The organism is Arthrobacter melezitosi, assembly GCF_054511055.1.
On the sequence record NZ_JBTNDJ010000006.1, the window covers coordinates 112339 to 139219 of the forward strand.

The following is a 26881-nucleotide window of genomic DNA, read 5'->3' on the forward strand; positions in this document are numbered from 1 at the left end:
ACGTCTTGTCTATTCTGCTCTTCATCCTTGGAGTGCTTTTCGTCGTGGTGGGCATCGGTGCCTCAATCGCGCTCCACGAGGTGGGGCACCTGGTGCCGGCGAAGCTGTTCAAGGTCCGTGTCACCCAGTACATGGTGGGGTTCGGCCCCACTCTCTGGTCGCGCCGCAGGGGCGAAACGGAGTACGGGCTGAAGGCCATTCCCGCCGGCGGCTACATTTCGATGATCGGCATGTTCCCGCCCGGGCCGACGGACGACGCGGGCGCGGCCCGCCAGTCCGGCACCGGCGTGTTCCAGCAGCTGACCAACGAGGCACGCCAGGCCGCCGCCGTGCAGCTCCAGCCCGGCGACGACAAGCGGGTCTTCTACAAGCTGCCGATCTACAAGCGCATCATCATCATGCTCGGCGGGCCCCTGATGAACCTGCTGATCGGCGTCGTGCTGTTCGCCGTGCTCATCATGGGCTTCGGCACGGCGCAGGCGACGACGACCGTCGCCGAGGTCTACAAGTGCGTGGTTCCGGCCGAGCGGCAGGCGGAGACCGGCCAGACCGACTGCGCCGCGGGCGATCCCGCCGCCCCCGCCTTCGAGGCGGGACTGCAGCCCGGGGACCGCGTCGTCACCTTCGACGGCCGCGACGTCGAGAGCTGGGACCAGCTCTCGGACTGGATCCGCGACGCCGCCGGGCGCAGCGTTCCCATCGGCTATGTGCGCGACGGCGGCACCCGGAACTCCACGATCACCCCGCTGCTCACCGAGCGGCCCGTGGCGGGGCCCGACGGCCAACCCCGGCTCAACGCCGACGGTACCCCGGTCACCCAGGAGGTCGGGTTCATCGGCGTCGGCTCCCAACAGGAACTGGTGCCGCAGCCGGCGAGTGAGGTCCTGCCCGCAGTGGGGGACTCCCTGGCGCGCGTCACCGGAGTGGTGCTGAACCTGCCCCAGCGCGTTGTCGATGTCGGCAAGGCCGCCTTCTCCGACGCACCCCGCGACCCCGAGGGGCCGATCAGCGTCGTCGGCGTCGGCCGGCTGGCCGGTGAGGTCTCCGCCATGGAGGAGATTCCCTTGAAGGCCCGGGCGGCGACGCTCGTCGGGCTGGTGGCCGGGGTCAACCTCGCGCTCTTCGTCTTCAACCTCATTCCCCTTCTCCCGCTCGACGGCGGGCACGTGGCCGGTGCCCTGTGGGAGGGGCTGCGGCGCACTGTGGCCCGCATCTTCCGCCGCCCCGATCCGGGGCCGTTCGACATGGCCAAGCTGCTGCCGCTGACCTACGCCGTCGCCGTTCTCCTGATGGGCATGGGAATCCTGCTCATCTACGCCGACATCGTGAAGCCGGTGGCCCTGTTCGGCTAGGGTGTAAATTCATTTGAACCCTAATGCGGTTGAAAGTTGGGTTTCACCCTTATAGGCTCACGTGCGTGTTCGTACTCACCATCGACCAGGCCGGCAGCCAGCACGACATCGACCGCGTCCCGGACCTCCTTGAGCTGCTCCGCGGCGTCGACGTCGCCACGCCCTTCGAACGCTCGGTCGGTGACGAGGCGCAGGGCATCCTCGCCTCCGCGGAGGCGGCGGTCGAGGCGGCGCTCCTGTGCCTGCGCCAGGGCGGGTGGTACGTGGGCCTGGGGATTGGTGACATCGACCGGCCGCTGCCGGCCAGCCCCCGCGAGGGGCGCGGCAGCGCCTTCGTGGCGGCGCGTACCGCCGTCGAGCGGGCCAAGAAGACCGGCGACCGCGCCCCGCTGGCCGTCGAAGGGCCGCCCGGGGCCGCCGAAGCCGAGGGGGTGCTGACCCTGGTCGGACGCCATGTCATGCACCGCACCCCGGCCGAGTGGCGCATCCTGGACCGGCTCGAACCGGGCCGGTGGGGTAGCCAGACGGCCGCCGCCCGCGAGCTCGGCATCGCCCCGCAGTCGGTGAGCAAGGCGGTCGCGCGCTCGGCGTGGACCGAGGAATGGGCCGCGCGCCCTGCGGCGGCGCTGCTGCTGCGGTGGGCCGACACGGGCGTCCCCGCCCTGCCCGCGGAAGGGGACCGCTGATGGAGCTGGCCTGGATCGCTCTGACCCTGCTCGCTGCCGGAGGGCTCGGCTGGCCCGTGACCACCCTGGTGCTCCGCCTGGCCCGCACCGTCGATGCGCAGGAACGCCTCAATGAAGCGGGCCCCGAGCCGGCCGACCAGCCCCAGCTGGCCTTTCCGGCTCCGCCCCGGCCCAACCCCTGGGAGCAGGAGGCCGGCTCCGCGCCCGCCCCGCCGCCCCCGGAGCTTCCCGCGGGGGTCCTCCGCGGCGGGCTGGTCATCGGCGTGCTCGAACGGCTCGCCGTCGCGACCGCCATCCTCACCGGGGAGCCGGTGGCCATCGCCTATGTCGTGGCGATCAAGGGCCTTGGCCGGTACGCAGAACTGAAGGAAACCCCGGCGGCCGCCGAACGCTTCATCATCGGCACCCTGACCTCGATGCTGTGGGCCGCCGGGGTAGCCTCGCTTGCGGCAAATTACCTGATCTGATCACGTAGGGTGGCTTTATGAGTGTCTTCGCAGTCGAGTATGTCTACAGTCCGGACCAGTCAGCCCTTCGGGACGAGCACCGCCCAGCGCACCGCGAGTGGCTGGCCCGCCTCGTCGAGCAGGGCCGGCTCCTGACCTCGGGCCCCTTCGCCGACGGCACCGGCGCCCTGCTGATCTTCGCCGCCGAGTCCGAGGACGAACTGCACCAGCTGGTGCGGGAGGACCCCTTCACCCGGGCGCAGGCGATCTCCGCCGTGAAGACCACCGAGTGGACCCCCGTGATCGGCGCCCTCGCCAAGTACGTGTGACCTTCGTCCTTCAACTAGGAGAACCGTATCCGCAGGGGTGGATAATGGGATCAGGAAAATCGGACTGCCACGCGGTGAATGCCGCCACCTGGAGGATGTTTTGACTTCGGTCAGCCTTGGAATGCCAGCAGCACCCCCGCCCGTACTCGCCCCGCGGCGCAAGACCCGCCAGATCAAGGTCGGTTCGGTCGGGGTGGGCTCGGATTCCCCGATCAGCATCCAGTCGATGACGACGACGCCGACCACCGACATCAACGCGACCCTGCAGCAGATCGCCGAACTGACGGCCACGGGCTGCGACATCGTGCGGGTGGCCTGCCCCTCCGCCGACGACGCCGCCGCGCTGCCGATCATCGCCAAGAAGTCGCAGATCCCGGTGATCGCCGATATCCACTTCCAGCCGAAGTACGTCTTCGCCGCGATCGACGCCGGCTGCGCCGCCGTCCGCGTGAACCCGGGCAACATCCGCAAGTTCGACGACCAGGTGAAGGAGATCGCCGCCGCGGCCAAGGCCGCCGGCACCTCCATCCGCATCGGCGTCAACGCGGGCTCCCTCGATCCGCGCCTGATGGAGAAGTACGGCAAGGCCACCCCCGAAGCCCTCGTGGAGTCCGCCGTCTGGGAAGCCTCACTGTTCGAGGAACACGACTTCCACGACTTCAAGATCTCGGTCAAGCACAACGACCCGGTGGTCATGGTGCGGGCCTACGAGCTGCTCGCCGAACGCGGCGACTGGCCGCTGCACCTCGGCGTCACCGAGGCCGGGCCCGCCTTCCAGGGCACCATCAAGTCCGCCACGGCGTTCGGGGCCCTGCTCTCCAAGGGCATCGGCGACACGATCCGGGTGTCCCTGTCGGCCCCGCCGGTGGAGGAGGTCAAGGTCGGCGCGCAGATCCTGCAGTCGCTGAACCTCCGGCCGCGGAAGCTTGAAATCGTCTCCTGCCCCTCCTGCGGCCGCGCCCAGGTCGACGTCTACACCCTCGCCGACCAGGTTACCGCCGGGCTCGAAGGCATGGAGGTCCCCCTGCGCGTGGCGGTGATGGGCTGCGTCGTGAACGGCCCGGGGGAGGCCCGCGAGGCGGACCTCGGCGTGGCCTCCGGCAACGGCAAGGGGCAGATCTTCGTCCGCGGTGAAGTGATCAAGACCGTGCCCGAGGACCAGATCGTCGAAACGCTCATCGAAGAGGCAATGCGGATCGCGGAGGAGATGGGGGAGACCGATGGCGAGAATGCTGTCCCGGGTGGCCCCGTGGTTACCGTTAGCTAAGGCTCCGGCCGACCCGGTCGGGCCCTGGTCCTTCCGCGTTCTCGAACAGCAGGACACCGCGGCCCTGTGGGACCTCGTCAACCGCGACCCGGTGGCCAACGTGTTCCTCGCGGCGCACCTCGAGGGCACCGGAAGCGCCGCGGGCTCGGCCATGGGCGGCCACATCGTGGGAATGTACCGCAGCGGGGAACTCGAGTGCGCCTGCTGGGCCGGCGTGAACCTCATCCCGGTCGGCGTCACCGGGGAGACCGGCGCCGAGTTCGGAGAGCACCTGGGCCGTTCGGGCCGCAGCTTCTCCTCGATCTTCGGGCCCGCCGCCGGCGTCCTGTCGGTCTGGTCGACCCTCCAGGACTATGCCTCGGAGCCCTTCGACCTGCGCCCGGTCCAGCCGCTGCTCACCCTGGACTCCGATCCCGCCGTGGAGCCGGCGGAAGGACTGCGCTTCACCCGCCCCGACGAACTCGACGTCCTGCTGCCGGCCTGCGCCGCCATGTTCGAGGAGGAGGTCGGCTATTCGCCCTACATCGGCGGCACCGAACACTACCGGCGCCGCGTCGCCTCCCTGATCAGACGGAAGCACTCCCTGGCCGCCTTCGCGGACGACGGAGCCGTGATCTTCAAGGCGGAACTCGGCACCGTCTCATCCCAGGCCGTCCAGGTCCAGGGCGTCTGGATGAACCCCGACTACCGCGGCCGGGGACTGAGCGCCGGGTACATGGCCGCCGTCGCCGTGGCGGCCCGCGCCCTCGCGCCAACGGTGAGCCTCTACGTCAACTCCTACAACGCCCGCGCCATCGCCTCCTACCGCCGGGTCGGGTTCACCGAGGCCGGAACCTTCGCCACGGTTCTTCTCTAACACCTGCCCTCCTGCACGCCGGCCCCTCCACCGCCGGAGCGGCGGGGCCGCGGTTGCGGCGGCTGTCGTTGATGGAGCACGGATGCCGATAGATTGGTACCTGTTGTTCCCCGCCCGGTCGGGGCCTGTCTCGAAGAAACGGATTCCCCAGCGTGGTCCTACGACTCTCCACCCTGTTCCTGCGCACCCTGCGTGAAGATCCCGCCGAAGCCGAAGTGGCAAGCCACCGGCTGCTGGTGCGCGCCGGCTACATCCGCCGGGCCGCCCCCGGAATCTACAGCTGGCTGCCGCTCGGGCTGAAGGTGCTGGGCCGGGTCGAGGCGATCATCCGCGAGGAGATGGCGGCCATCGGCGCCCAGGAGGTCCACTTTCCGGCCCTGCTGCCGAAGGAACCCTACGAGGTGACCAACCGGTGGACCGAATACGGCGACGGCATCTTCCGCCTCCAGGACCGCAAGGGCGCCGACTACCTCCTGGCCCCCACCCACGAGGAAATGTTCACGCTGCTGGTGAAGGACCTCTACAACTCCTACAAGGACCTGCCGGTCAGCCTGTACCAGATCCAGAACAAGTACCGCGATGAGGCCCGGCCCCGCGCCGGCCTGCTCCGCGGACGCGAGTTCATCATGAAGGACTCCTACTCCTTCGACATCGACGACGCCGGCCTTGAGCGCAGCTACCAGCTGCACCGGCAGGCGTACCTGCGCATCTTCGAACGCCTCGGGCTCGAGGTCGTCCCGGTGACGGCGACCTCCGGGGCGATGGGCGGGTCGAAGAGCGAGGAGTTCCTCCACCCGACCGAGATCGGCGAGGACACCTTCGTCCGCTCCGCCGGCGGCTACACGGCCAACGTCGAGGCGGTCACCACCGTCGTGCCGCCCGACATCGACTACACCGGTGCCCCGGCGGCCGAGGTGCGGGACACCCCCGACACCCCCACCATCGACACGCTGGTGGACTCCGCCAACGCCCTCGCCCCGCGGGATGGTCAGCCCTGGACCGCGGCCGATACGCTCAAGAACGTCGTGCTCGCCGCCGTGCTGCCCACCGGCGGCCGGGAGATCTTCGTCGTCGGCGTGCCCGGGGACCGCACCGTCGACCTCAAGCGCATGGAGGCGACCATCGGCACCCACCTCGAGGTGGGCGGCGAGGTCGCCGTCGAGGCCGCCACCGACGAGGACCTCAAGAAGCACCCCGGCCTGGTGAAGGGCTACATCGGCCCCGGCCTGAGCCTCGCCGAGCCGGTCATCGGGCTCGCGGGAACCACCGGCCTGCGCTACCTCGTCGACCCGCGCATCGTCTCCGGCACCACCTGGATCACCGGCGCGAACGAGCCCGGCCGGCACGTCTTCGGGCTCGTCGCCGGCCGCGACTTCGCCTGGGACGGCGTCATCGAGGCCGTCGAGGTCCGCGAAGGTGATGAAGCCCCGGACGGCTCCGGGCCGCTCCGGGCCGCCCGCGGCATCGAGATGGGACACATCTTCCAGCTCGGCCGCAAGTACACCGAGGCGCTCGGCCTGAAGGTCCTGGACGCCAACGGCAAGCTCGCCACCGTCACCATGGGCTCCTACGGCGTCGGGGTCACCCGGGCCGTTGCGGCCCTCGCCGAGGCAAACCACGACGACAAGGGCATCATCTGGCCGCGCAACGTCGCCCCGGCCGACGTCCACATCGTCGCCACCGGCAAGGGCGCGGAGATCTTCGCCGCCGCCGAGCAGCTGGCCGTCGACCTCGAGGCGGCCGGCTTCGACGTGATGTACGACGACCGGCCCAAGGTCTCCCCGGGGGTGAAGTTCGGCGACGCCGAACTGATCGGTGTCCCAACCATCGTCGTCGTCGGCCGGGGCCTTGCCGACGGCGTGATCGAAGTGAAGGACCGGCGGACCGGCGAAGCCTCGACCGTCGCCGTCGGTGAGGCGCTGGAGCACCTCCGCACCCTCCTGAACGGCTAGCGCCGGTGGTCTCAGGGCTCGAGGAGATCGAGCTGGCGACGGTCCTGCTGGTGCTCGTCGCGGGCCTGGCCGCCGGGTGGATCGACGCCGTCGTGGGCGGGGGAGGGCTGCTCCAGCTGCCGGCGCTGCTGCTGGTGCCGGGCATCACCCCCGTCCAGGCGCTGGCGACCAATAAGATGGGGTCGATCTTCGGCACCACGACGAGCGCCATCACCTACTACCGCCGCGCCCACCCGGACCTGCGCACCGCCATCCCCATGGCGCTCATCGCGCTGGCGGGCAGCTTCGGCGGGGCGGTGCTGGCGGCGTCGCTTCCCTCCTCGGTGTTCAAGCCGATCATCGTCGCGGCCCTGATCGCCGTCGCGGTGTTCACCGCGCTGAGGCCGACCGTGGGAACCCTGACGAAACTGAAGTACTCGGGGCGGCGGCACTACGGGACGGCGGGCGCCATCGGCGCCGTGATCGGGTTCTACGACGGCCTGATCGGCCCGGGCACCGGCTCGTTCCTCGTCATCGCGATGGTGACGCTGCTCGGCTACAGCTTCCTCGGCGCGAGCGCGAAGGCCAAGATCGTCAATATGGCGACGAACTTCGGTGCCCTCGTCTTCTTCCTGCCGCACGGCTCCATCCTCTGGGGGCTCGGGCTGCTGCTGGGGGCCGCCAACATGGTCGGCGGCTACCTCGGCTCCCGCATGGCCATCACGCGGGGAAGCCGCTTCATCCGCATCATCTTCCTCGTCGTGGTGGGCGCGCTCATCGTCAAGCTCGGCTACGACGTGTGGGTGGAGAACCTGAGGCCGCTCACCCGGGGGTGACATCCCGCAGCATCCGGCCCGCGGGCAGCGGGCCTGCGGAACGGTCGGGGCACGCCTAGGGAACGGCCAGGAGGTGCGCCGGTGGAAGGTCCGGAAGCGTCCGGCCCAGCAGGGAACTCGCAACCCACAGGGAGCGCCGCGCGTCCGCCGGTGAAGCGGTCTCGAGGTAGTAGAGGGCATTGCGCACCTCCCGCACCACCGCCCAGTCCCTCGCCAGCTCCGCATCCAGGCCGGCCGCCCCGGCCAGTGCGGCGCACCGCAGGCGCACCCCGGACGCCGGGTCGCCGGCGGGGAGGTCCCCGATCCGGTTCCACAGCATGGGGGCCACCGCATACTCGGCGTCACCCACGAGGGGCTTGGGATCGATCGCGACGAACCCTTCGGCCCCGCCGCCGTCGTCTACCGCGGATGCGCCTGCCGCATCCGGCGCCCCCACCGGAGCGCGGCGGGCCAGGATGTTCCCGTAGTGGAGGTCCGAATGCACGAGGACGTCGCGCGCGGAGCGCCGCCCCACCGCTCCGCGCACCTGGCAGGTTTCAAGTGCGTGCTCAAGCAGCCAGCGCGGGAACGGTCGCCCGGCCGCCTCCCAGTCGGCCGGGAGGGTGTCGGTCCAGGTCTCGGCCTCCGCGGCGAGCACGGGAAGCTGCGCCCATTCGCCCCGTGCGTCCGGGCGCACGCACAGCCGGCGCATCAGGGCACCCCACACGGCCGTCGTCCGCGCCAGCGGAAGGCAGGAGAGGGCGCGGTCCGCGTCGAGGCGCTCCAGCAGCAACACCGCGTCCGCCGGGCCCGAGGCGAGCAGCCGCACCGCGCCCGCGCCGCCCCACAGCGTGAGCGCCTCGGGTTCGGTGCGGGACTCCTCGTGCGGGATGCCGATCTTCAGCGCGGCGTCCGCCCCGCCCGCGGTGCGCACCGGAAGGACCACCGAGCACTGTCCGGACCAGGGCGGCCGGCCGGCGGGGAGGTCGAGGGTCAGCTTCCATTCCTCGAGGTACCGCCCGAGGATGCCCGGCCAGTTCCGCAGCCAGGCGCTGCCGCCGGGCAGCTGCCGGGCGGAGCGCTTGAGCGCCTCGGGCAGCTCGATGGCGAAACCTGTCATTCCAGCACGCTATACGAGATTTGTGGCGCCGAGCAGGTTTCCGATCAGGAAGGTGGCCAGCAGGGCGATGAACCCTCCCGCGACGACCCTCACCGCCGCCCGCAGCTTGGACCCCCCGCCGACCTGCGCGCCGAGCCCGCCGGTCAGGGCGAGGGCGAGGAGCACCGCGGCGAAGGTGACGGGGACCCGCAGCCCGGTCGGCGGGAGCAGGATGGCGATCAGCGGCAGCACGGCACCGACGGTGAACGCGGCGGCCGAGGCGAACGCGGCATGCCAGGGGCTCACGACGTCGTCCTGGTCGATGCCGAGTTCCGCCGACAGGTGGGCGCCGAGCGCGTCCCTGCGGGTGAGTTCGACGGCCACCGTCATCGCCGTCTCGGCGCTGAGGCCCTTGGCCTCGTAGAGCCCGGCCAGTTCGCGCAGTTCCTCCTCCGGCTCCTCCTCGAGCTCACGCCGTTCCTTCTCGATCAGGGCCCGCTGGCTGTCGCTCTGGCTGCTCACCGAGACGTACTCGCCAAGCGCCATCGAAAGCGCCCCGCCGACGAGGGCCGCCACGCCGGCGGTGAGGATCGGTCCCGGGGCGGTCGTCACGCCGGCAACCCCGACGACGACGGCGGCGACCGACACGATGCCGTCATTGGCTCCGAGCACGCCCGCCCGCAGGCGGTTCAACCGCTGGGCGAGCGCGCCCCGGTGGGGTTCGCCGTCGTGGAAGGAATCGTTTCCGCTCATGGTCCAGTATCCTCCGGGCCGGATTCCCCGGCGGGAGGTGCCGCGGGAAGCGTCTGCTCCTCGACGGGGATGCCGGGAAAGGGCTCGGAAACGCCGTCGAGGGCGAAACTGCGCTGCACGGCGGTGTGCAGGCGCCCCACGGCCCAGTTCCGCAGCTCCGGCCCGCCCGAGCCGACCACCGATCCGTAGAACACGCCCAGCTCCTGCTCGAGCCGCGCCAATCCCGCGGCCGGGTCGGCGAGGAACTCCGGGTCGAGGGCGTACGCGGAGGGAACGGGTCCGGGGGCGGCGCAGAGCCCGGCCAGCGCGGCGTAGGCCGCGGCGGCCGCTGCCTCGTGCTCCCGGGCGGCCGCCAGCACGCCTTCCGGGTCGGGGAGGCGGGACGCGGCCACCTCGTAGGCGTACACCGCCCGGTCCTCGGTGCGGGCGGCCGAGAGCAGCGCCCTGCGCTGAACCCCGCTGCCGCGCGGCTCACCGGTGCACTCCGGCGCGTCCGCTCCGCCCGGCCCGGCCACCGCAGGAGGCTCAACGGGCACCCCGAGCCGGGCGCCGAGGGCGGCGGCCTGCTGCCACTGGCTGCTGCCCACCGAGGCCAGCAGGCGGGCGATGCCCGGCTCCGCCCGCCCGGCGTCGGTGAGGTTCGACACGGCCGACGCCGTGAGCTCCCGGAGGAACCCCGCGGCGGTGAGGGGGTCCTCCGGTGCACCCGGCTCCGGCGCGGCGGTGCCGGGACCGTCGGTTCCCGCGGGCTCGCCGTCCGGGCCGTCCGGGCCGTCCGCGGGAGCCAGGCCGCGGGCCTGGGCCTCCAGCAGCCCGGCCGTGCCCTCGAAGCCGGCCGTGGGGGAGGACACGGCAAGCGCCGCGGCATCGGCGGCAAGATCCCCGGCGCGGTCGGCGGCGGCCTGCTGGGCCCGTTCGGTGAAGGTCGGTTCGGGTGCGCCGCCGGGGCCCAGCGCGGCAACGCCGGCGCCGGTCACCAGCAGGAAAACCAGCGCCGGTGCAAGCATTCCCGCCGCCCGCGACCCGGTGGGGGAGATCCCCCTTTTCCCGGTGCTGCGCGGGCGGGGCGGGGGTGTCTTCACAGGAAGAGATCATGTCATGATCGGGCCGCTTTGACCGGCCGGTACCGCCCGGCCTGTCGAAAGTCGGTACTCTTGGAGGACAACATCATCGAGTGGGAGGCAGCAAATGGCGGTTCGGTCCGGCCAGGGAAATCCGTCGACGCCGCGCAAAGCGGCCCGTGATGCCGAACTCCAGGCGGAAGCGCAGAGGCTGCGGGACCTGCTCCAGCCGGTCGTCGAAAAGCACGACCTGTACCTCGAGGACATCGACATCCGAACGGCCGGCGTGCAGCGCACGGTGCACGTCGTCGTCGACCTTCCCGAGGACCGGCAGGGCGGCGTCGGCCTCGACGTCATCTCCAGCGTCTCCCTCGACCTCTCCGAGGCCATGGACAACGACCCGCACGACGACGGCCGGCCGTACAGCCTCGAGATCTCCTCCCCGGGCGTTTCCCGCCCCCTGACCGAACCCCGGCACTGGCGCAGGAACCTCGGACGGCTCGTCGAGGTGACACCGGTCAGCGGCGATCCCGTCTTGGGGCGGCTGCTCGAAGTGTCCGCCGACGGGGTCCGGCTGCTTCCGCAGCTGCCCGTCAAAAAGGGGATGAAACCCCGCCAGGGCGAGCCGATGACCCTTGAATTTTCCCGGATCCGCAAAGGCACCGTCCAGGTCGAATTTGCGCATGCCGAGGACGAACACCCCGAAGACAACGGTGCTGGAGACCCGGCAGACCCCGGAACAGCCCACCCCGCGTAAGGAGCCCCCTGATGGATATAGATATGAGCGCGCTGAGGCTGCTCGAACGCGAACGGGAGATCCCGCTTGACCTGCTGATCCCCACGATTGAACAGGCCCTGCTGGTGGCCTACCACCGCAGCCCCGGCGCCGTTGAGAAGGCGCGCGCCGAACTGGACCGGAAGAACGGCCACGTCACGATCTGGGCCACCGAGGTCGACGACGACGGCGAGCCGGTCGGGGAGTTCGACGACACGCCCAGCGGTTTCGGGCGCATCGCCGCCAGCACCGCCCGGCAGATCATCCTGCAGCGGCTGCGCGACGCCGAGGACGACAACATCCTCGGCGAGTTCCGCGGCAAGGAGGGCGAACTCGTCGCCGGCATGATCCAGCAGGGCACCAACCCGCACATGATCCAGGTCAACCTGGGTTCGGTCGAGGCCGTGCTGCCGCCGCCCGAGCAGGTGCCGGGGGAGAAGTACCTTCACGGCACGCGCCTGCGCGCCTTCGTCGTCGACGTCCACCGCGGGATGAAGGGCCCCTCCATCACCCTGTCCCGGTCCCACCCGGGCCTAGTGCGGAAGCTGTTCGAACTCGAAGTCCCCGAGATCGCCGATCGGACGGTCGAGATCGTCGCCCTGGCCCGGGAGGCCGGGCACCGCACCAAGATCGCCGTGAAGGCCAACGTGCCGGGCGTCAACGCCAAGGGCGCCTGCATCGGCGAGATGGGCTCCCGCGTGCGGGCCGTCATGAGCGAGCTCAACGACGAGAAGATCGACATCGTCGACTACAGCGACGACCCCGCCACCTTCATCGCCAGCTCACTGTCGCCGTCGAGGGTCTCCTCGGTGACCATCACCGACGAGGCGACGCGCTCGGCCCGCGTCGTCGTCCCGGACTACCAGCTGTCGCTGGCCATCGGCAAGGAAGGCCAGAACGCGCGCCTGGCCGCCAAGCTCACCGGCTGGCGCATCGACATCGTCTCCGACGCCGCCCAGCCCGCCAAGGCCTGAGCGGGCCGCGGGTAACAACTTCGTTCGCGGAAGCGGTAGAATGGAAAGGACTGAGGATTTCAAGCGCCCCGGCGGGCTGGGCAGGACGGACACGGGAACGCATCCCATCCGGACCTGCATCGGCTGCCGGAAGCGCGGAAACCAGTCGGAACTAATGCGGGTGGTGGCACAGGCCGGCGACGGGGTAAACGTCGCTGTGCTTGATCGGTACCGCCGGCTGTCCGGTCGGGGCGCATGGCTGCACCCGGATCCGGCCTGTATGGAAACGGCTCTGAGACGCAAGGCATTTCACCGTGCTTTCCGTGGTGCTGTCGAGACCGGGCAACTGGCGCTCCAATTCCATGCACTCACTGGGACCGTCCACGGCCCCGGGCAAGAAACCGTCCTCCCTGAAAGCGGGTCAGAAAACTGATGGAAACCCGATGAGTACCCAGCGATGAGTGCCCAACGATGAACAATCCGTTGAGCTCTGCATTCGACTTCCCGGCTGCCCCGGCAGGCGGGTTCTGCAGTAGGAATTAGACGGTTCGTACCTGACTCGGTGCGGACCGAGACAGGAGAAATGTGGCCAAGGTCCGCGTACACGAACTCGCCAAAGAGCTCGGTATTACCTCGAAAGACGCAGTAGCAAAACTGCAGGAGCTGGGCGAATTCGTCCGTTCCGCCTCCTCAACCATTGAGGCCCCCGTCGTGAAGAAACTTCGCGGCGCCTTCCCCGCCAACGGTGCATCGAAGACCGCCGCGGCCGCTTCGGCGCCCAAGGCCTCGGCACCCTCCGCCCCGGAGCAGGCACCGGCAGCCCCGGCGGCCGGACAGTCCGCCACCCCGGCGGTCCCGGGCCCCGGAGCGCAGCCCAAGCCGGCCGAAGCCGAGCAGGCCCCGACGCCGCCGGCCCCGGCCCCCACCCCGGAGCAGGCACCCGCCGCCAGCCCCTCACCGTTCTCCGATCCTGCCGCCGCGCAGGCTCCGGCGGGCGAGGGCAGCCCGGCCGCCAAGCCTGGAGCCCGCCCGGCTCCGCGTGCTGCGGCGACCCCTCCGACGGCAGGCCAGGCCCGCCCGGGCAGCACCCGCCCCGGCGGTGCGCCCCGTCCCGGAAACAATCCCTTCGCACCGTCCCAGGGCATGGGCTCCCGGCGCGGCGACGGCGACCGTCCGGCCGACCGCAGCGGTGACCGTCCCGGTGGTGGCCCCCGTCCGGGCAACAACCCGTTCGCACCCTCGCAGGGGATGCCCCGTCCGGGCGGACGCCGTGAGGACGACCGCGGGCCCCGCCCCGCCGCAGGCCCGGGCGGTCCCCGCCCCGCGGCAGGTGCCGGCGGACCCCGTCCCGCGGCAGGTGCCGGTGGACCGCGTCCGGGCGCACCGCGTCCTGGTGCTCCCCGTCCGGCCGGTCCCGGTGGAGCACGCCCCACCCCGGGCATGATGCCCAACCGCACCGAGCGTCCCGCAGCCCCAGGCCGCGGCGCACCCGGAGCGGGCGCAGGACCGCGCCGCGGCCCCGGCGGAGCGCCGGCCAGCCCCGGTGGAGCTCCCGCAGGCGGCGGCTTCGGCAAGGGCGGCCGCGGACGCGGCGGCACCGCCGGCGCCTTCGGCAAGGGAGGAGCCGGCCGTGGCAAGCAGCGCAAGTCGAAGCGTGCCAAGCGGCAGGAACTCGAGCAGATGTCGGCTCCCTCGCTGGGCGGCGTCAGCGTCCCCCGCGGTGACGGCAGCACCATCGTCCGGCTGCGCCGCGGTGCCTCGATCACCGACTTCGCCGACAAGATCGAGGCGAACCCCGCGGCCCTGGTCACGGTGCTCTTCCACCTCGGTGAGATGGCGACGGCAACGCAGTCACTCGACGAGGACACCTTCCAGGTGCTCGGAACCGAGCTGGGCTACGTAATCCAGGTCGTCTCACCCGAGGACGAGGAGCGCGAACTGCTCAGCAGCTTCGACATCGATTTCGATGCCGAGCTCCAGGCCGAAGGCGACGAGCAGCTTGAGGCCCGTCCGCCGGTCGTCACCGTCATGGGCCACGTCGACCACGGTAAGACACGCCTCCTTGACGCCATCCGCAACACCAAAGTCGTGGAGGGCGAGCACGGCGGGATCACCCAGCACATCGGTGCCTACCAGATCCAGCACGAGATGGAGGACTCCGAGCGCGCGATCACCTTCATCGACACCCCCGGTCACGAGGCGTTTACCGCCATGCGTGCCCGCGGCGCCAGCGTCACCGACATCGCGGTGCTCGTTGTCGCAGCGGACGACGGCGTCATGCCGCAGACCGTTGAGGCGCTCAACCACGCACAGGCGGCCAACGTGCCGATCGTCGTGGCGGTGAACAAGATGGACAAGGAAGGCGCCAACCCGGACAAGGTCAAGGGACAGCTGACCGAGTACGGACTGGTTCCCGAGGAATACGGCGGCGACACGATGTTCGTGCACGTCTCCGCGCTCCGGGGCGAAGGCATCGACGAGCTGCTCGAAGCGGTCCTGTTGACCGCCGACGCGGCCCTCGACATGCGGGCCAACCCGAACAAGGATGCCCGCGGCATCGCCATCGAAGCGAACCTCGACAAGGGCCGCGGTGCAGTCGCCACCGTGCTCGTGCAGTCCGGAACGCTTGGCGTCGGAGACACCATCGTCGCCGGAACGGCCCACGGACGCGTCCGTGCGATGTTCGACGAGAACGGCGACGTCGTCACCACCGCCGGACCCTCGCGGCCCGTCCAGGTGCTCGGCCTCTCGAACGTCCCGAGGGCAGGCGACACGTTCTTCGTCACCGACGACGAGCGCACCGCCCGCCAGATCGCGGAGAAGCGCGAGACCGCCGACCGCAACGCCGCCCTGGCCAAGCGCCGCAAGCGCATCAGCCTTGAGGACTTCGACCAGGCCGTGGCCGAGGGCAAGGTCGACACCCTCAACCTCATCCTCAAGGGTGACGTCTCCGGTGCCGTCGAAGCGCTTGAGGATTCCCTCCTCAAGATCGACGTTGGGGAGGGCGTGCAGCTGCGCGTCATCCACCGCGGCGTCGGCGCCATCACCCAGAACGACGTCAACCTGGCGACCGTGGACAACGCGATCATCATCGGCTTCAACGTCAAGCCCGCCGAGCGCGTGGCCGACCTGGCCGAGCGTGAAGGCGTGGACATGCGCTTCTACTCCGTCATCTACGCAGCAATCGATGACATTGAGCTCGCCCTCAAGGGCATGCTCAAGCCGGAGTACGAGGAGGTCCAGCTCGGCACCGCCGAAGTGCGCGAGGTCTTCCGTTCCTCGAAGTTCGGAAACATCGCAGGCTCGATCGTCCGCTCGGGGGTCATCCGCCGCAACGCCAGGGCCCGCGTCCTGCGCGACGGCAAGGTCATCGGCGAGGGACTCTCCGTGGACTCGCTCAAGCGGTTCAAGGACGACGTCACCGAGGTCCGCACGGACTTCGAGTGCGGTATCGGCCTCGGCTCGTTCAACGACGTCAAGGAAGGCGACACCATCGAAACCTTCGAGATGCGGGAGAAGCCCCGCGTCTAGCAGGTAGACCAGCGCAGGCGCTCCGGGATCCGGGGCGCCTGCGCTGTCCGCCGGCCGTTCCCGGGCCGGCTCAACGATCCAACAGTTCAGCCCAACAGGAGGAGGAGTAATGGCAGATCCGGCACGCGCTGCGCGGCTCGCACAGCGGATCAAGGTGATTGTCGCCGAGGCTCTCCGCCGCAGGGTCAAGGATCCACGGCTCGAAGCAGTGACCCTGACCGATGCGCGCGTCACCAACGACCTCCAGCACGCAACGCTCTACTACACGGTTCTCGGCGACGCCGACGAGCAGCAGGCCACCCGGGTGGCCCTCGAATCGGCGCGGGGGATCCTGCGCGCCGAGGTCGGCAGGAACATCACGGCGCGGCTCACCCCGACGCTGGAATTCGTTCCTGACGAAATCCCGGTCAATGCCGGCCACCTGGAGGAACTCCTGCGGAAGGCCCGCGAACGCGACGCCGAAGTGGCAGCCATCGCACAGGGTGCGGAATTCGCGGGGGACGCAGATCCCTACCGCACCGCCGAGGAGCGCGACGAGGAGTCGACCGACGCACCGCGCGGGCTCTAGGGGTACCCGGCCGGGACGACGACGACGTCCGGGCCGCGATATGGAGGAGGACCTCCGGGCTTGGTGGAACCAACTGGTTCCGGCACAAGCCTGGAGGTCCTCCTTTTTCGCGTTGAGGCCCGGTTGACCGGGTCACCGGGGACGGCCCGCCGACCGGCCCACGCCGCCACGGGCACCCACCCGGGAACAGGTGCTTCCGAACCTGCGGCGTGCGGGCCCGGGTCCGCCGCATGGCCGCCGCCACGCAGGCCCCGGCCCGGGCGGACCCGGAGATCCCGGTCCGCGATCGGGGCCGCAACGAAACAACGGCCGGCGCGTGAGCGCACCGAATACCCAGCCTGCTCAGGGCCTGGCGAAGGCACCAAGTAACGCGCGGGCGGCTCGGGTATCCCCCAAGTCAATTCAGGTAGCCGCTATTGGCGACACTGCAAACATCTGGTTCTAGGGTGAAAACAACCGACAAGAAGTTAACGAATTAGTACCTCCGGTTCACCCGCTGTTTCTCTCGCTTCGTCCGCGCAGGGCCCGGAGATCTCATTCGGAGGGGTATCCGGCACGACCTCGGAAGTGGCGCCTTGGGCGCCAAACGCGAGGACTATCGGTGATCCCGTCCGGTACGCCCCTTCTGACGCCCCCGTGGCGCCAGGACCGTCCCCGATGAAAAGTGGTGAGACCTTGTCTATCCCATACGCGGGCCCCAACTCGCTTTCCAACCTCAACACCCCGTCTCCGAATGCCTCGGTAAGCGTTGTGATACCGACCCTCAACGAGGCGATGAACCTGCCGTGGGTGCTTCGCCGCATGCCCTCGTACGTGGACGAGGTGGTGATCGTGGATGGCCGTTCCACGGACAACACGGTCAACGTGGCACGTGCCGTCAGGGCGGATGTCGTGGTGGTGAACGAGAAGCGAAAGGGCAAGGGTGTCGCGCTGCGGGCAGGATTCGCCGCGGCAACGGGCGACATCATCGTCATGCTCGACGCCGACGGGAGCATGGACCCCCAGGAAATCGGCTGGTTCGTTTCGCCCCTCCAGCACGACTTCGACTTCGTCAAAGGTTCCCGGCATGTCACCGGAGGGGGCTCGGAGGATCTGACCTGGCTCCGGCGTGCAGGGAACCGTGCGCTGACGGGGCTGGCCAACATGGTCCTGCACAGCGACTACTCCGACCTCTGCTACGGATACATCGCCTTCCGGAGGGAGTGCCTGGGCGTCCTGCAGCTGGAGTCCGACGGATTCGAAATCGAGACGGAGCTGATTGTCAGGGCGGCGAAGGCCGGCCTCCGGATCGCCGAGGTTCCCAGCCTGGAACTCGACCGCATCTCCGGGGCATCCAATCTCCAGACTTTCCGGGACGGCTGGCGGGTGCTCCGGACCATGGCGCACGAGTGCCTCCTGTGGGAGGCGCCAACCGCCGGCGCCCGCCCCGAAATGCTGCGGCGGGTGAAGTACGCCTACGCGAACGAGCGTTTCCCCCGGACACCGACCGACCCGCAAAGCGTCCTCCGGCTGATGAGCGCGAGCTGACATGGCGACCATCCGCACCGCCACCGTCAGCGTGGTCATCTGCGCCTATACGGAGGAACGCTGGGAATGGCTGCTCAAGGTCCTCGACTCGGTACGCGTCCAGACCTACGTTCCCGAGGACGTCATCGTCGTCATCGACCACAACGAGGAACTCTACGAGCGGCTGAGCCAGGTCGCCGAGGACGTCACGGTCATCAGGAGCGTGGGTCCGCCCGGCCTCGCCGGCGCCCGCAACACCGGCGTTGACCTGGCGGAGTCCGACATCGTCGCCTTCCTTGACGACGATGCGGAGGCCGCTCCGGACTGGCTCGAACACCTGATGGCGCTTTATGACGATCCTGAGGTGCTTGCGGTTGGCGGTCGGGTGGAGCCGGTGTGGGAGGCCGGGCGTCCCGGCTACTTCGGTGACGAGCTCGACTGGATTGTCGGCTGCAGCTACCGGGGCCTGCCACAGGTCGCCTGCGAAGTCCGAAACGTGATCGGTGCCAACATGTCGTTCCGGCTTGACGTCATCCGGAATGTCGGGGGGTTCAATATCGCCCTGGGCCGGCGCGGTACGCTTCCGCTGGGCTGCGAGGAGACCGAAATCTGCATCCGGGCGAAGGTGGGTTCCCCGGGGAGCCGCATCGTCTACGAGCCCGCGGCCCTGGTCCGCCATCACGTGCCTGAAAATCGGGGCACCGTCCGCTACATGCTCTCACGGTCCTGGTCCGAAGGGATTTCGAAGGCCCAGGTCAGCCACGTCGTAGGGCACAAGCGGGCCCTAACCCCGGAGCGCCGATATGTCCGCAGCGTGCTGCCGAGAGCGGTCCTCTCCTCGATGAACGACTGGCGCCGCGGGGATGCCGCAGGGCTCGGCCGCGTGGCTGCCGTGGTGGCGGTCGTGGCCTCAACATCGGCAGGCTACCTCCGGGGACGGCAGCTTGCGCGGGAACCGAAACGCCCCGTGAACCAGCCGGTCCTGGCCCGGATCGCTCCATGGCGGGAAGTGCAGTGAGGACGGCGCAAGCCGTGGCACGTCCGACACAGTGCACGCCGGCAATCCAGCAACACTCCTAAACCGATACCACCCAGACAGGGGACGACATGCGCAACGGGCAGACCCAGGCACTCCACTTCGACATCCACGGACGCGTAAGGATCCGCGTCGACGCAAAGGCGCCGGCAGCGGCCCAGCTCCGAAGCATGTTGGCGTGTTTCGCCACCGACGCCGAAGGGCCGGCCGACATCATCATCGATGACCAGCCGGAGCCGATGCCGGAAGCGGGTCTGCTCGAGCACGAGCTCGCGTACACGGAGACCAGCGTGCGTTTCCAGGCCGACCGGGTCCAGGTCGTGAGGGCACCCGAGCAGTGGCGCATCCACGGCCCGGGCGAGCTCCTGACCACCGTGGTCCCTGTTCTCGATGCCGCCATGGTCGGTCAGGGAGCCGCAATGTTCCATGCGGCAACCATGGCGTACCGGGGTCACGCGATCGCGCTTCCCGCCGCCGGAGGAACCGGTAAGACCAGCACCGCCGCCAAACTGATGAGGCGTGAGGGATGGTCGTTCATGGGCGACGACTGGGCCTTCCTCGCCGAGGACGGCGCGCAGCTCGGTTATGCGAAGCCGATGTTCATCAAGCCGCACCACCGGGCCATCTACCCGCACCTGTTCGAAGGTGTCCGGAAGCCCCTCGTGCCCTCACCGCTCTCGCAGAGCGTCGGCCGGCTCACCACGGTGGTGCACCCGTACGTCATCCGCTACCCGCGGCTCGCGGAGTTCTCCCGCCGGTGGTCCCCGGAGCACCGCATGGTCGATGCGTCGCGCGCCTTCCCCGGACGGGAAGTGACGACCTCGGCCCCGCTGGCGGCCGCCGTCTACATCGAGCGCTACGAGGGCAGCCGGTCCCGCATCATGGAGCGGACGAAGGACTGGATGGTCGACCGCATGATCGGCAACTTCCACATCGAGATGGCGGGCTTCTCACAGAAGGTCGTGACCGGCCTGGCGGCCACCTCAGTCATCTCGTGGCGCGAGCACTTCGCCGCGAAGGGGGCCGTGCTGAGCAAGGCGCTCGACGGACGGCCCTGCTACCTGCTGCAGGTCCCCTCCGCCTACTCCGCGGACGAGGCCTCGGACGACATCGTCCGCTATCTTGAGGAGCTGCTGCCGTCGGTCCTCGACGAGCGGGCCTGAGGGGGACACGTGAACACCAGCCCCAGGGAGGTCACCGCTGTCGTGCCGGCCCGCAACGCCGAGCTCATGCTCCCGCGCTGCCTCGAGGCCCTGCGCCAGTCCGGTGTCGCCGAAATCATCGTGGTGGACGGATGCTCCACCGACCGCACGGTCGATATTGCCCGCGCGGCGGGCGCCCGGATCCTCAGCGATGAGGGCCGCGGCCTGCCATGGGCCCGAACGCTCGGTGTGAAGAGCAGCACCACCCGGTGGGTCCTGCTCGTCGACTCCGACGTCGTGTTCGGGCCGACGGGGGTCGCCGACCTGCTCGCGGAGCTGGTCGAGGAGGGCTACGACGCGCTCCAGGCCGGTCTTGAGAGCGTTGCCGGACCAGGCTACTGGGGGCAGGCGCTCGCCCATCACCACCGCACCGGCCGCAGCCGCAACTGGTTCGGGCTGGTGGCAACGGTCATCGACCGGGAGCTGATGCTGGGCGTGGGCTTCGACGACTCGTTCAAGTCGGGGGAGGACATCGAGCTGCGCTGGCGGATGCGGCAGTCGGGGATGCGGACAGGCGTGTCACGCCGCGTCGTCGTCGAACATCGGTTCGCCGCCGACGATTTCGACTTCGCGCTCGACCAGTTCCTCATGGACGGAACGGGACTGGGGCGGATGATCCGCAAGCACGGCTGGCGCGGTGCGAGGCTGGCCCTGCTGCCCGCCGCCGCGGCCGTCCGGGGCGGCGCCCTGAGCCTCGCCGGGGGTCAGCCCCGGTGGCTGCGCTACTACGCCGCCTTCTGCTGGTACAACTATGCGGGGATGGCGAAAGGCCTGGCTCGTGCGGGCTGAGCGGACCTCTGCTGTCCCGGATGCCTCAGGCGTTGTCCGGCGTTCGGCCCTGCACAGCTCAATCGGCCTCGTCGTGGCCAAGGCCGCGGCGACGGGCACGGGTTTCGCCTTCTGGATCGTGGCCGCCCGCGCGACCACCGACCATGAGGTCGGGCTCACCACGGCAGCGGTCTCGGCGGTGATCCTCTCCACGCAGCTGGCGGTGCTGGGCACCGGATCGGCCGTGATCGTCTCCATCGGGCGGGGGGAGCCACCCGCCCGGGTGTTGAATTCCGCGATCGGCATCGTAGGGGTGACCGGCACCGTGCTGGCCCTCGGCTTCCTCTTCCTGCAGCTGACGACCGCGGACGCGGAGACGGCCTCGACCTCGATCCTTTTCTGGCTCACGTTCCTCGTGGCCGTCGTCACCGGGACTCTGTGCACAGTGCTTGACCAGACACTCGTGGCATTGGGCCGCGGGGCCAGTGCCACAACGCGGTACGCGGTGAGCGGCGTGGTCTCGGTGGCGGCCGCAGGGTTCCTTGCCTGGTGGCGGAACGGCGCCGCCGCCGACGTGCTGATGGTCTGCTGGACCTTCGGGTCGGTTGTGGCGTTCGTTATCGGCCTCATCCAGCTGCGGCGGTTGATCGGCTACCGGCCGCGGCCGTCCCTGCACCTCGCGCACGGCCGGTCACTGCTGGTGCTTGGCATCCCGAACCAGCTCATCACGCTCACCGAGCGCACCCCCGGCCTGCTGCTGCCGCTCCTGCTCGCGCACCTTGTGTCGCCGACGACCGCAGCCTACTGGTACCCCGCATGGATGATGGCCTGGGCCGCCTACACCGCACCGATGCTGATGGGCATCGTCCAGTTCTCCGAAGGCGTCCGCGACCCCGGCCGGCTCGTTTCGACCCTGCTGGCGAGTTTCCGCTGGTCACTCGCCCTGGGCTGCCTGGCCGCCGCCGTCCTCGCCCTCCTCGCCCGCCCGCTGCTCAGCCTGCTCGGGGACAATTACGCCGACTCGTCCACCATCGCCCTGCGGTTATTGGCGGTCGGGGTGGTGCCGTACGCCGTGCTCCAAACCTACAACGCCGTGTGCCGGGTCCGCGGCCGCTATCTCGAGCCGATCCTGGTTGGCGTGGTGATCGGAACCGCTGTCTGCACCGCGGCGCTGTTGGCCGCCGACCAGGGCGCCAGCACGATGGCCCTCGCGTTCCTGGTGGTGCTCTCCGCCGGGGCCGCGGTGGTGGGCCTCCGGCTGATCGCCGTTCTTCGACGCATCAAGAAAGAGGCCCAATGATTGGCGAACTTGAGGAGGCCACCCGGACCGGGCAGCGCTGGACCCGCCGTGATCTGGCGTGCGTCCTGGCGGGGGCCGTGGCCCTGGTCCTTGCCGCGGGGGCCGCCTCGACGGTGGCCGTGCCCGTGGACAGCGACGTGGGGCTCGTTGGCGTGCTGCCCTACCCGTTCTGGGTGGGAGTCCTGATCCTGAACATCGCCTTCTTCGTGGCGCTGCGCGGGGATGCAGCCGGCCCGGCGCGCCGCCTGGTGATGCTGTGGCTCGTCGTCGTGCTCGTGCTCATGCTCTTCGGGACCGCGCTCTTCGTAACCGACATACCGCGGGGTGAGGTCGCGTTCCGCCACCTGGGCGTCGCCGACGCCCTCTCGCAGGTCGGGGTCGACCCCGACATCGACGCCTACTTCAACTGGCCGGGTTTCTTCGCCCTCCTGGCGACAATGCTGGCGGCGACCGGCCTCGACCCGGTGACGGTGGCCTTGTGGGCACCGGTGGTCAACGTGGGCCTGTGGCTCACTGCCGTGGCCGTGGCCACGAGCTACCTCACGAGCGATCCGCGGCGGCGCTGGCTGGTGCTCTGGCTCTTCTGCCTCGGCAACTGGCAGGACCAGGACTACCTGTCCCCCCAGGCCTTCGGCTTTTTCCTGTACCTCGTCGTCATCGCGCTGCTTGTCGGCCCGCTGGCCGCCCGGTCCGCTCCGTTCCGCGGTTTCCGGCGTGCCGCCCTGACTCAGTGGTGGTTCGGGCGGGAGCCCGCCGATCCCCACCCGGGACGCCGCGTGGGCGCCCTGGTGGTGGCCCTCCTGCTCATCGTCGTCATTTCCGCGAGCCATCAATTGAGTCCGTTCATGCTGCTCGTCGCGATCACCGCCCTCACCCTGAGCGGACGTGTCTGGCCCAGCCGGCTGCCGCTGATCGCCGGTATCGTGCTGGTGCTCTGGTTCGTGTATCCCGCGAGTACGTACCTCGTCGGGCATCCGCCCCTGGAGGATGCAGGACTGGGGGCCGCGATCGACGCGAACGTCGCCGACCGGGTGAGGGGAACCGCCGGGCACCTGCTCGTGGTGCAGCTCCGGGTCCTTCTCACCGTGGTGCTGTGGACGCTGGCCGCGGTGGGGACAGTGCGCGACTGGCGCAGGGGCCGCCTCGACATCCGGGTGGTCCTCCTCGCCCTGGCACCGCTGCTGGTCTTCCCCGTGCAGATGTACGGCGGGGAGATGCTCATCCGCGTTTCCCTCTTCGCCCTGCCGTTCATCGCCCTGCAGGCGTGCTCGGTGCTGCTTCCCACGGACGGCGGCACCCGCTTCTCCGTCCGCGCCGCGGGGGGCCTCGCGCTCACCTGCTTCCTGCTGGCGGTGCTGACCGTGACCGGACGGTTCGGCAACGCGCAGTATGACGTTTTTTCCGACAATGAGATCGCCGCCGTCGACGCCGTGGAGAGGATGGCACCCTCCGACGCGGCCATCATCTCGGCTGCACATCCGACGCCGTGGCGCGACGACGCCTACCTCGACCACCGTTACCGGACGATCGAGGACCTGTGCGAGCAGGACCTGACGCCGGCGACGTGCGGCCCAGCCGTCTACGACTTCGCGCGGAACAGTGAGAAGGGCGCCTATGTGCTGCTCATGAGCTCGGCGGAGGCGAGCCTCGTCATCCAGGGCGACACCAGCACGAGCGGCTTCGCCGAACTGGAGGAGTGGCTGGGCAGACAGGCCGGCGTGACGCTCGCGTTCAGGAACACCGACGCACGCGTCTACCAGGTGGTGGCGCCATGAGCGGCGTCAGCCGGCTGACCGTGGCACTCGGTGCCGCAGCCATCGTGCTGTCGGTGGCGACCGTCGTCGGGCTGCCAACACCGCTTCAGGCGGTCGCCGCGATAGCTGTCCTCGTCCTGCTCCCGGGGCAGGCGCTGGCCCGCCTCACCAAGGTGACCGACCTCGCGCTCGGCGCACTGCTCGTCGTGGCGCTCGGCCTGGCCTCGCTGACGGTGGTGTCCACGGCGATGTTCTACCTCGCCTTGTGGTCGTGGCAGGCGTGCGTCGTCACGATGGGCGTCATCACAGTCCTCGCATGCATAATGCGCGCACGGCAGGAGGGTGCATAATGATCGGCATGGAGGAGTTGACGCCGGTTGGCGGCTTGGTGATCGACCTGGCGGGGCTGTTCGTGGCTGCCGCCCTGCTCGTCACCCTCGTCACGCTCGATGTCCGGCACGCCAGGGCGGGTGCCGGGCCGTCGGCACCGGCCGGCGGCAGGATGGGCGGCCGCGCGCTCATCGCCGTCATGTGGATACTTTGCGTCCTGCTCTTCCTTCCACGCGTTGTGGGACTGCTCGTGTGAGCCGCGCGGCGCGGTGGTGGCTCCTCAGCGACCTCCACCTGGGTGCGTCGGACGACGACCCCCGGAGCCCCGGCAGAGTGCTGCCCGAGTTCCTGCGCCGCGAGGTGCTCCCAACCTACGGACCGCAGCAGCACGTCGTCTTCGTCGGCGACACCTTCGAGCTGACCGGGCTTGCAGAGGACGAGAGCCTGGCCCGACTCGAGTTCATCCTTGCCCGCCATCCCGACACGTTCTCGGCGTTGGAGGCGGGTGCGGAACGCGGCGTGCACCTGCACTTCGTGAGCGGCAACCACGACACGGAGCTGGCGAGGCCCTCGGTCGCCGCCCGCCTGTCGGTGCTGCTCTCACCCGGTGAGCCGGCACGCGTCCGGGTGCACCCGTGGTTCCTGCACGTGCCCCGGGTGCTCCTGGCCGAGCACGGGCACCAGCACCACGCGTTGCACCGGATCCCGGAGGTGCTCCGCACGGCGGTCAGCGGCACCGAGGAGCTGGACCTGCCACCGCTCGCGGCCTGGCATGCCCACCGGTCCAGGTCGCGCCCGCGCCGTGCCGTAGCCGTTGCCCTGGCCTGCCTGTCATCCGAGCGGGCGGAACGCCGGGTTCGGAAGCCCGCGTACGATGCGCTGTTGCAGACGGAGTCGCTGCGGCTCGCACTCGACGGGGAGGCCGTCCGGGAACTGGCGCGCGTGTCCCGGTTCCGGACGGTCTCGGCGCTCCCTGCCGCCGCGATCCGCATGGTGCTCCGCGGTGCCGGGCACAAGGTCACCGGCGCGGCTCCCGCCGCCGCCGATCGGATCGCCCGTATCCTCGAGGCGTACGGTTCCGGGGTGGCCTGGTACGTCTCGGGCCACACCCACCGGGCACTGGAGTCGGCGGTCGGGGCGTCCGCCACCCGGTACGTCAACACCGGAACGTGGTCTTCGGACGTCCGCGGCCGCGGACCCGACTCCTCGGACCGCCGGGCGTTCCCGTACGCCGTGATCGATGTCGCCCCCGACGGCACCACCAGCGGCGGGCTGAAATACTGGCGTTGGGACGGTGGTTGAGCGGTGCTGAACAGCCGGTCCGGGCCAGACGAGTATCGAAGGTGCCTGTTCCAGGCTGTCGCGGACGGATCTGCGGCCCGGGTTGTCGAAGGGGTTGTTGGATGAAGTTCCGGTTCCTGGCCGCAGCGGTCGCAGCCGTTGTGGCGGTCTCTGCTTCGGGTTGCACCGGCGATCCGCCCGTCCACGTCGCCGCTGTCGGTGACATGAACGGCGCAGGGAACACCGAAGCCGACAGCCCGTCGGGACGGAACGCTGCGGCGATCACCGAGCTCGTGCAGAACGATGAGATCGACGCGTTTTTTGGTATCGGGGACTTCCAGTACGTCACCGCCTACTGCGAGGACTACGTGGATTACTGGACGCCGCTGTGGGGTGACACTATGTCCAAGCTGTACTGGGTGTCCGGCCCCAACCACGACTGGGAACCAGGCCGTAACGAGAACCTCGACAACTTCATGAACGGCCAGTGCCCGGGGTCGACGAAAAAGTCAGCGATCAACAAGGAGCGCGGGTTCATCTCGAACGGGAAACCGTATTCAAAGGACTTCGGGAACTGGCATGTCGCGTTCCTGTCCTCCGCGCTCTGGCGGTACGACAAGTCGGCGGCCCGGGCGGCGACGAGGTGGCTGGACAAGGACCTCGCTGCGGCGAAGAAGGACGGCAAGCACCTGGCGGTCGTCTACCACGAACCGTACTTCACGTCGAGGACGGAGTCACACAAGCGGGCCGCCGACCACAAGCCGTGGATCGACGTGATGTGGAAGCACCGGGTCCGTCTGACCCTGTCGGGGTCGCAGCACAACTACGAACGATCGTGTCCGGTGAACAACGAGGACGAGTGCGTCCGGAACGGGATGACGGCCTTCCAGGTGTCGACGGGCGGGATCGATCTCCGCCCCTTCACCAGCAGCCCGTCGTACATTGCGAAGCGTTTCAGCGACACCCACGGGTTCCTCCGGCTGACCCTGCGGGACGACGGGTCCTTCGGCTGGAAATTCGTTCCAACGGCCGGGCCAAGCAGGGACTCGGGTACGCGTCCCGCGCCGGAGTGAAAGCCGGCACCGTCGACCCCCGGCCCGAGGGCCGCGCCGGGCGGTGCCTCCGACGCGCCGGAGGTGCTTCCGGCCGGGCTCCGGGGACACCACCGGCGGCGGGCTGGGATACTGGCGGTGGGGGCGGTGGTTGAGCGGTGCTGGACAGCCGGTCCGGGCCGGCTGAATTTCAGGGATGCCGTGCCCGGCTGTGGGGAGGGGGCCCGCGG

The 26881-nt window shown here is 69.8% G+C and carries 26 protein-coding genes; 23 read left to right on the forward strand and 3 right to left on the reverse strand.

The window, feature by feature from the left end; translation table 11 throughout:
- Positions 1–5: 5 nt before the first annotated feature.
- From ACX80W_RS08985 to ACX80W_RS09020, 8 genes are all read left to right on the forward strand, one after another.
- Complete coding sequence (locus tag ACX80W_RS08985) at positions 6–1352, forward strand: M50 family metallopeptidase (RefSeq protein ID WP_459282425.1); 1347 nt, start codon at positions 6–8, stop codon at positions 1350–1352.
- Between the two features lie 65 nt (positions 1353–1417).
- Positions 1418–2038, forward strand: coding sequence for a MarR family transcriptional regulator (locus ACX80W_RS08990; protein WP_459282427.1), 621 nt, complete (start codon positions 1418–1420; stop codon positions 2036–2038).
- Entirely contained in the window at positions 2038–2505 is a 468-nt protein-coding gene (locus tag ACX80W_RS08995) for a hypothetical protein (RefSeq protein WP_459282429.1), read from the forward strand. The genes ACX80W_RS08990 and ACX80W_RS08995 overlap by 1 nt, the downstream gene beginning before the upstream one ends.
- A 17-nt stretch (positions 2506–2522) precedes the next feature.
- A complete protein-coding gene (locus ACX80W_RS09000; protein WP_459282431.1) occupies positions 2523–2813 on the forward strand; it encodes a YciI family protein in 291 nt (96 codons plus the stop codon).
- A gap of 100 nt (positions 2814–2913) precedes the next feature.
- Positions 2914–4080 (forward strand): flavodoxin-dependent (E)-4-hydroxy-3-methylbut-2-enyl-diphosphate synthase, encoded by a 1167-nt coding sequence (ispG, locus tag ACX80W_RS09005; protein ID WP_459282433.1) that lies wholly within the window; start codon positions 2914–2916, stop codon positions 4078–4080.
- Positions 4055–4936: a GNAT family N-acetyltransferase gene (locus ACX80W_RS09010; protein WP_459282435.1), complete on the forward strand. Its 882-nt coding sequence runs from the start codon at positions 4055–4057 to the stop codon at positions 4934–4936. The genes ispG and ACX80W_RS09010 overlap by 26 nt, the downstream gene beginning before the upstream one ends.
- A gap of 152 nt (positions 4937–5088) precedes the next feature.
- A complete protein-coding gene (locus ACX80W_RS09015) occupies positions 5089–6888 on the forward strand; it encodes a proline--tRNA ligase (protein ID WP_459282437.1) in 1800 nt (599 codons plus the stop codon).
- Positions 6889–6893: 5 nt separating this feature from the next.
- Positions 6894–7703: a sulfite exporter TauE/SafE family protein gene (locus tag ACX80W_RS09020; protein ID WP_459282439.1), complete on the forward strand. Its 810-nt coding sequence runs from the start codon at positions 6894–6896 to the stop codon at positions 7701–7703.
- A 55-nt stretch (positions 7704–7758) separates the two neighbouring features.
- On the opposite strand, the gene ACX80W_RS09025 is transcribed toward ACX80W_RS09020, so the two are convergent.
- From ACX80W_RS09025 to ACX80W_RS09035, 3 genes are read right to left on the reverse strand one after another with little or no spacing between them, the layout of a single operon-like run.
- The gene (locus ACX80W_RS09025) at positions 7759–8802 is read right to left on the reverse strand and encodes an aminoglycoside phosphotransferase family protein (RefSeq protein ID WP_459282441.1); all 1044 of its coding nucleotides are present in this window, start codon (positions 8800–8802) and stop codon (positions 7759–7761) included.
- Between the two features lie 9 nt (positions 8803–8811).
- On the reverse strand, positions 8812–9534 hold the full coding sequence (locus tag ACX80W_RS09030; protein WP_459282443.1) for a VIT1/CCC1 transporter family protein: 723 nt from the start codon (positions 9532–9534) through the stop codon (positions 8812–8814).
- Positions 9531–10616 carry a DUF4439 domain-containing protein gene (locus ACX80W_RS09035; RefSeq protein ID WP_459282445.1) on the reverse strand — a complete coding sequence of 362 codons (1086 nt, stop codon included), beginning with the start codon at positions 10614–10616 and terminating at the stop codon, positions 9531–9533. Before ACX80W_RS09035 ends, ACX80W_RS09030 begins: the two co-directional genes overlap by 4 nt.
- Positions 10617–10722: 106 nt before the next feature.
- Between ACX80W_RS09035 and rimP the strand changes: the two genes are divergently transcribed.
- The 15 genes from rimP to ACX80W_RS09110 all read left to right on the forward strand — a co-directional run bounded on the left by rimP (position 10723) and on the right by ACX80W_RS09110 (position 26672).
- The gene (gene rimP / locus ACX80W_RS09040) at positions 10723–11352 is read left to right on the forward strand and encodes a ribosome maturation factor RimP (RefSeq protein WP_459282447.1); all 630 of its coding nucleotides are present in this window, start codon (positions 10723–10725) and stop codon (positions 11350–11352) included.
- An 11-nt stretch (positions 11353–11363) separates the two neighbouring features.
- Entirely contained in the window at positions 11364–12344 is a 981-nt protein-coding gene (gene nusA, locus ACX80W_RS09045; protein WP_459282449.1) for a transcription termination factor NusA, read from the forward strand.
- Positions 12345–12498: 154 nt separating this feature from the next.
- A complete protein-coding gene (locus tag ACX80W_RS09050; protein ID WP_459282622.1) occupies positions 12499–12756 on the forward strand; it encodes a YlxR family protein in 258 nt (85 codons plus the stop codon).
- Between the two features lie 152 nt (positions 12757–12908).
- The gene (gene infB / locus ACX80W_RS09055; RefSeq protein ID WP_459282451.1) at positions 12909–15854 is read left to right on the forward strand and encodes a translation initiation factor IF-2; all 2946 of its coding nucleotides are present in this window, start codon (positions 12909–12911) and stop codon (positions 15852–15854) included.
- A gap of 109 nt (positions 15855–15963) precedes the next feature.
- A complete protein-coding gene (gene rbfA / locus ACX80W_RS09060; RefSeq protein WP_459282453.1) occupies positions 15964–16422 on the forward strand; it encodes a 30S ribosome-binding factor RbfA in 459 nt (152 codons plus the stop codon).
- Positions 16423–17097: 675 nt separating this feature from the next.
- A complete protein-coding gene (locus ACX80W_RS09065) occupies positions 17098–17949 on the forward strand; it encodes a glycosyltransferase family 2 protein (RefSeq protein WP_459282455.1) in 852 nt (283 codons plus the stop codon).
- A gap of 1 nt (position 17950) precedes the next feature.
- A complete protein-coding gene (locus ACX80W_RS09070; RefSeq protein ID WP_459282456.1) occupies positions 17951–18946 on the forward strand; it encodes a glycosyltransferase family 2 protein in 996 nt (331 codons plus the stop codon).
- Positions 18947–19035: 89 nt separating this feature from the next.
- Positions 19036–20127, forward strand: a complete 1092-nt coding sequence (locus tag ACX80W_RS09075; protein WP_459282458.1) for a hypothetical protein — start codon at positions 19036–19038, stop codon at positions 20125–20127.
- A 9-nt stretch (positions 20128–20136) separates the two neighbouring features.
- The gene (locus tag ACX80W_RS09080) at positions 20137–20955 is read left to right on the forward strand and encodes a glycosyltransferase family 2 protein (protein ID WP_459282460.1); all 819 of its coding nucleotides are present in this window, start codon (positions 20137–20139) and stop codon (positions 20953–20955) included.
- Positions 20945–22234 (forward strand): lipopolysaccharide biosynthesis protein, encoded by a 1290-nt coding sequence (locus ACX80W_RS09085; RefSeq protein WP_459282462.1) that lies wholly within the window; start codon positions 20945–20947, stop codon positions 22232–22234. The genes ACX80W_RS09080 and ACX80W_RS09085 overlap by 11 nt, the downstream gene beginning before the upstream one ends.
- Entirely contained in the window at positions 22231–24009 is a 1779-nt protein-coding gene (locus ACX80W_RS09090; protein ID WP_459282464.1) for a glycosyltransferase, read from the forward strand. The genes ACX80W_RS09085 and ACX80W_RS09090 overlap by 4 nt, the downstream gene beginning before the upstream one ends.
- Positions 24006–24338, forward strand: coding sequence for a hypothetical protein (locus ACX80W_RS09095; protein ID WP_459282466.1), 333 nt, complete (start codon positions 24006–24008; stop codon positions 24336–24338). Before ACX80W_RS09090 ends, ACX80W_RS09095 begins: the two co-directional genes overlap by 4 nt.
- An 8-nt stretch (positions 24339–24346) precedes the next feature.
- Entirely contained in the window at positions 24347–24574 is a 228-nt protein-coding gene (locus tag ACX80W_RS09100; protein ID WP_459282468.1) for a hypothetical protein, read from the forward strand.
- Positions 24571–25620, forward strand: a complete 1050-nt coding sequence (locus ACX80W_RS09105; protein ID WP_459282470.1) for a hypothetical protein — start codon at positions 24571–24573, stop codon at positions 25618–25620. The genes ACX80W_RS09100 and ACX80W_RS09105 overlap by 4 nt, the downstream gene beginning before the upstream one ends.
- Positions 25621–25721: 101 nt before the next feature.
- On the forward strand, positions 25722–26672 hold the full coding sequence (locus ACX80W_RS09110) for a metallophosphoesterase family protein (RefSeq protein WP_459282472.1): 951 nt from the start codon (positions 25722–25724) through the stop codon (positions 26670–26672).
- Positions 26673–26881: the final 209 nt, after the last annotated feature.

Excerpts from the sequence above, each read along its gene's own strand:
- ACX80W_RS08995 (WP_459282429.1), top strand. The coding sequence starts at position 2,038 with ATGGAGCTGGCCTGGATCGCTCTGACCCTGCTCGCTGCCGGAGGGCTC.
- ACX80W_RS09000 (WP_459282431.1), top strand. The coding sequence starts at position 2,523 with ATGAGTGTCTTCGCAGTCGAGTATGTCTACAGTCCGGACCAGTCAGCC.
- ACX80W_RS09025 (WP_459282441.1), bottom strand. The coding sequence starts at position 8,802 with ATGACAGGTTTCGCCATCGAGCTGCCCGAGGCGCTCAAGCGCTCCGCC.
- ACX80W_RS09030 (WP_459282443.1), bottom strand. The coding sequence starts at position 9,534 with ATGAGCGGAAACGATTCCTTCCACGACGGCGAACCCCACCGGGGCGCG.
- rimP (WP_459282447.1), top strand. The coding sequence starts at position 10,723 with ATGGCGGTTCGGTCCGGCCAGGGAAATCCGTCGACGCCGCGCAAAGCG.
- nusA (WP_459282449.1), top strand. The coding sequence starts at position 11,364 with ATGGATATAGATATGAGCGCGCTGAGGCTGCTCGAACGCGAACGGGAG.
- ACX80W_RS09050 (WP_459282622.1), top strand. The coding sequence starts at position 12,499 with ATGCGGGTGGTGGCACAGGCCGGCGACGGGGTAAACGTCGCTGTGCTT.
- rbfA (WP_459282453.1), top strand. The coding sequence starts at position 15,964 with ATGGCAGATCCGGCACGCGCTGCGCGGCTCGCACAGCGGATCAAGGTG.
- ACX80W_RS09070 (WP_459282456.1), top strand. The coding sequence starts at position 17,951 with ATGGCGACCATCCGCACCGCCACCGTCAGCGTGGTCATCTGCGCCTAT.
- ACX80W_RS09075 (WP_459282458.1), top strand. The coding sequence starts at position 19,036 with ATGCGCAACGGGCAGACCCAGGCACTCCACTTCGACATCCACGGACGC.
- ACX80W_RS09090 (WP_459282464.1), top strand. The coding sequence starts at position 22,231 with ATGATTGGCGAACTTGAGGAGGCCACCCGGACCGGGCAGCGCTGGACC.
- ACX80W_RS09095 (WP_459282466.1), top strand. The coding sequence starts at position 24,006 with ATGAGCGGCGTCAGCCGGCTGACCGTGGCACTCGGTGCCGCAGCCATC.
- ACX80W_RS09100 (WP_459282468.1), top strand. The coding sequence starts at position 24,347 with ATGGAGGAGTTGACGCCGGTTGGCGGCTTGGTGATCGACCTGGCGGGG.
- ACX80W_RS09110 (WP_459282472.1), top strand. The coding sequence starts at position 25,722 with ATGAAGTTCCGGTTCCTGGCCGCAGCGGTCGCAGCCGTTGTGGCGGTC.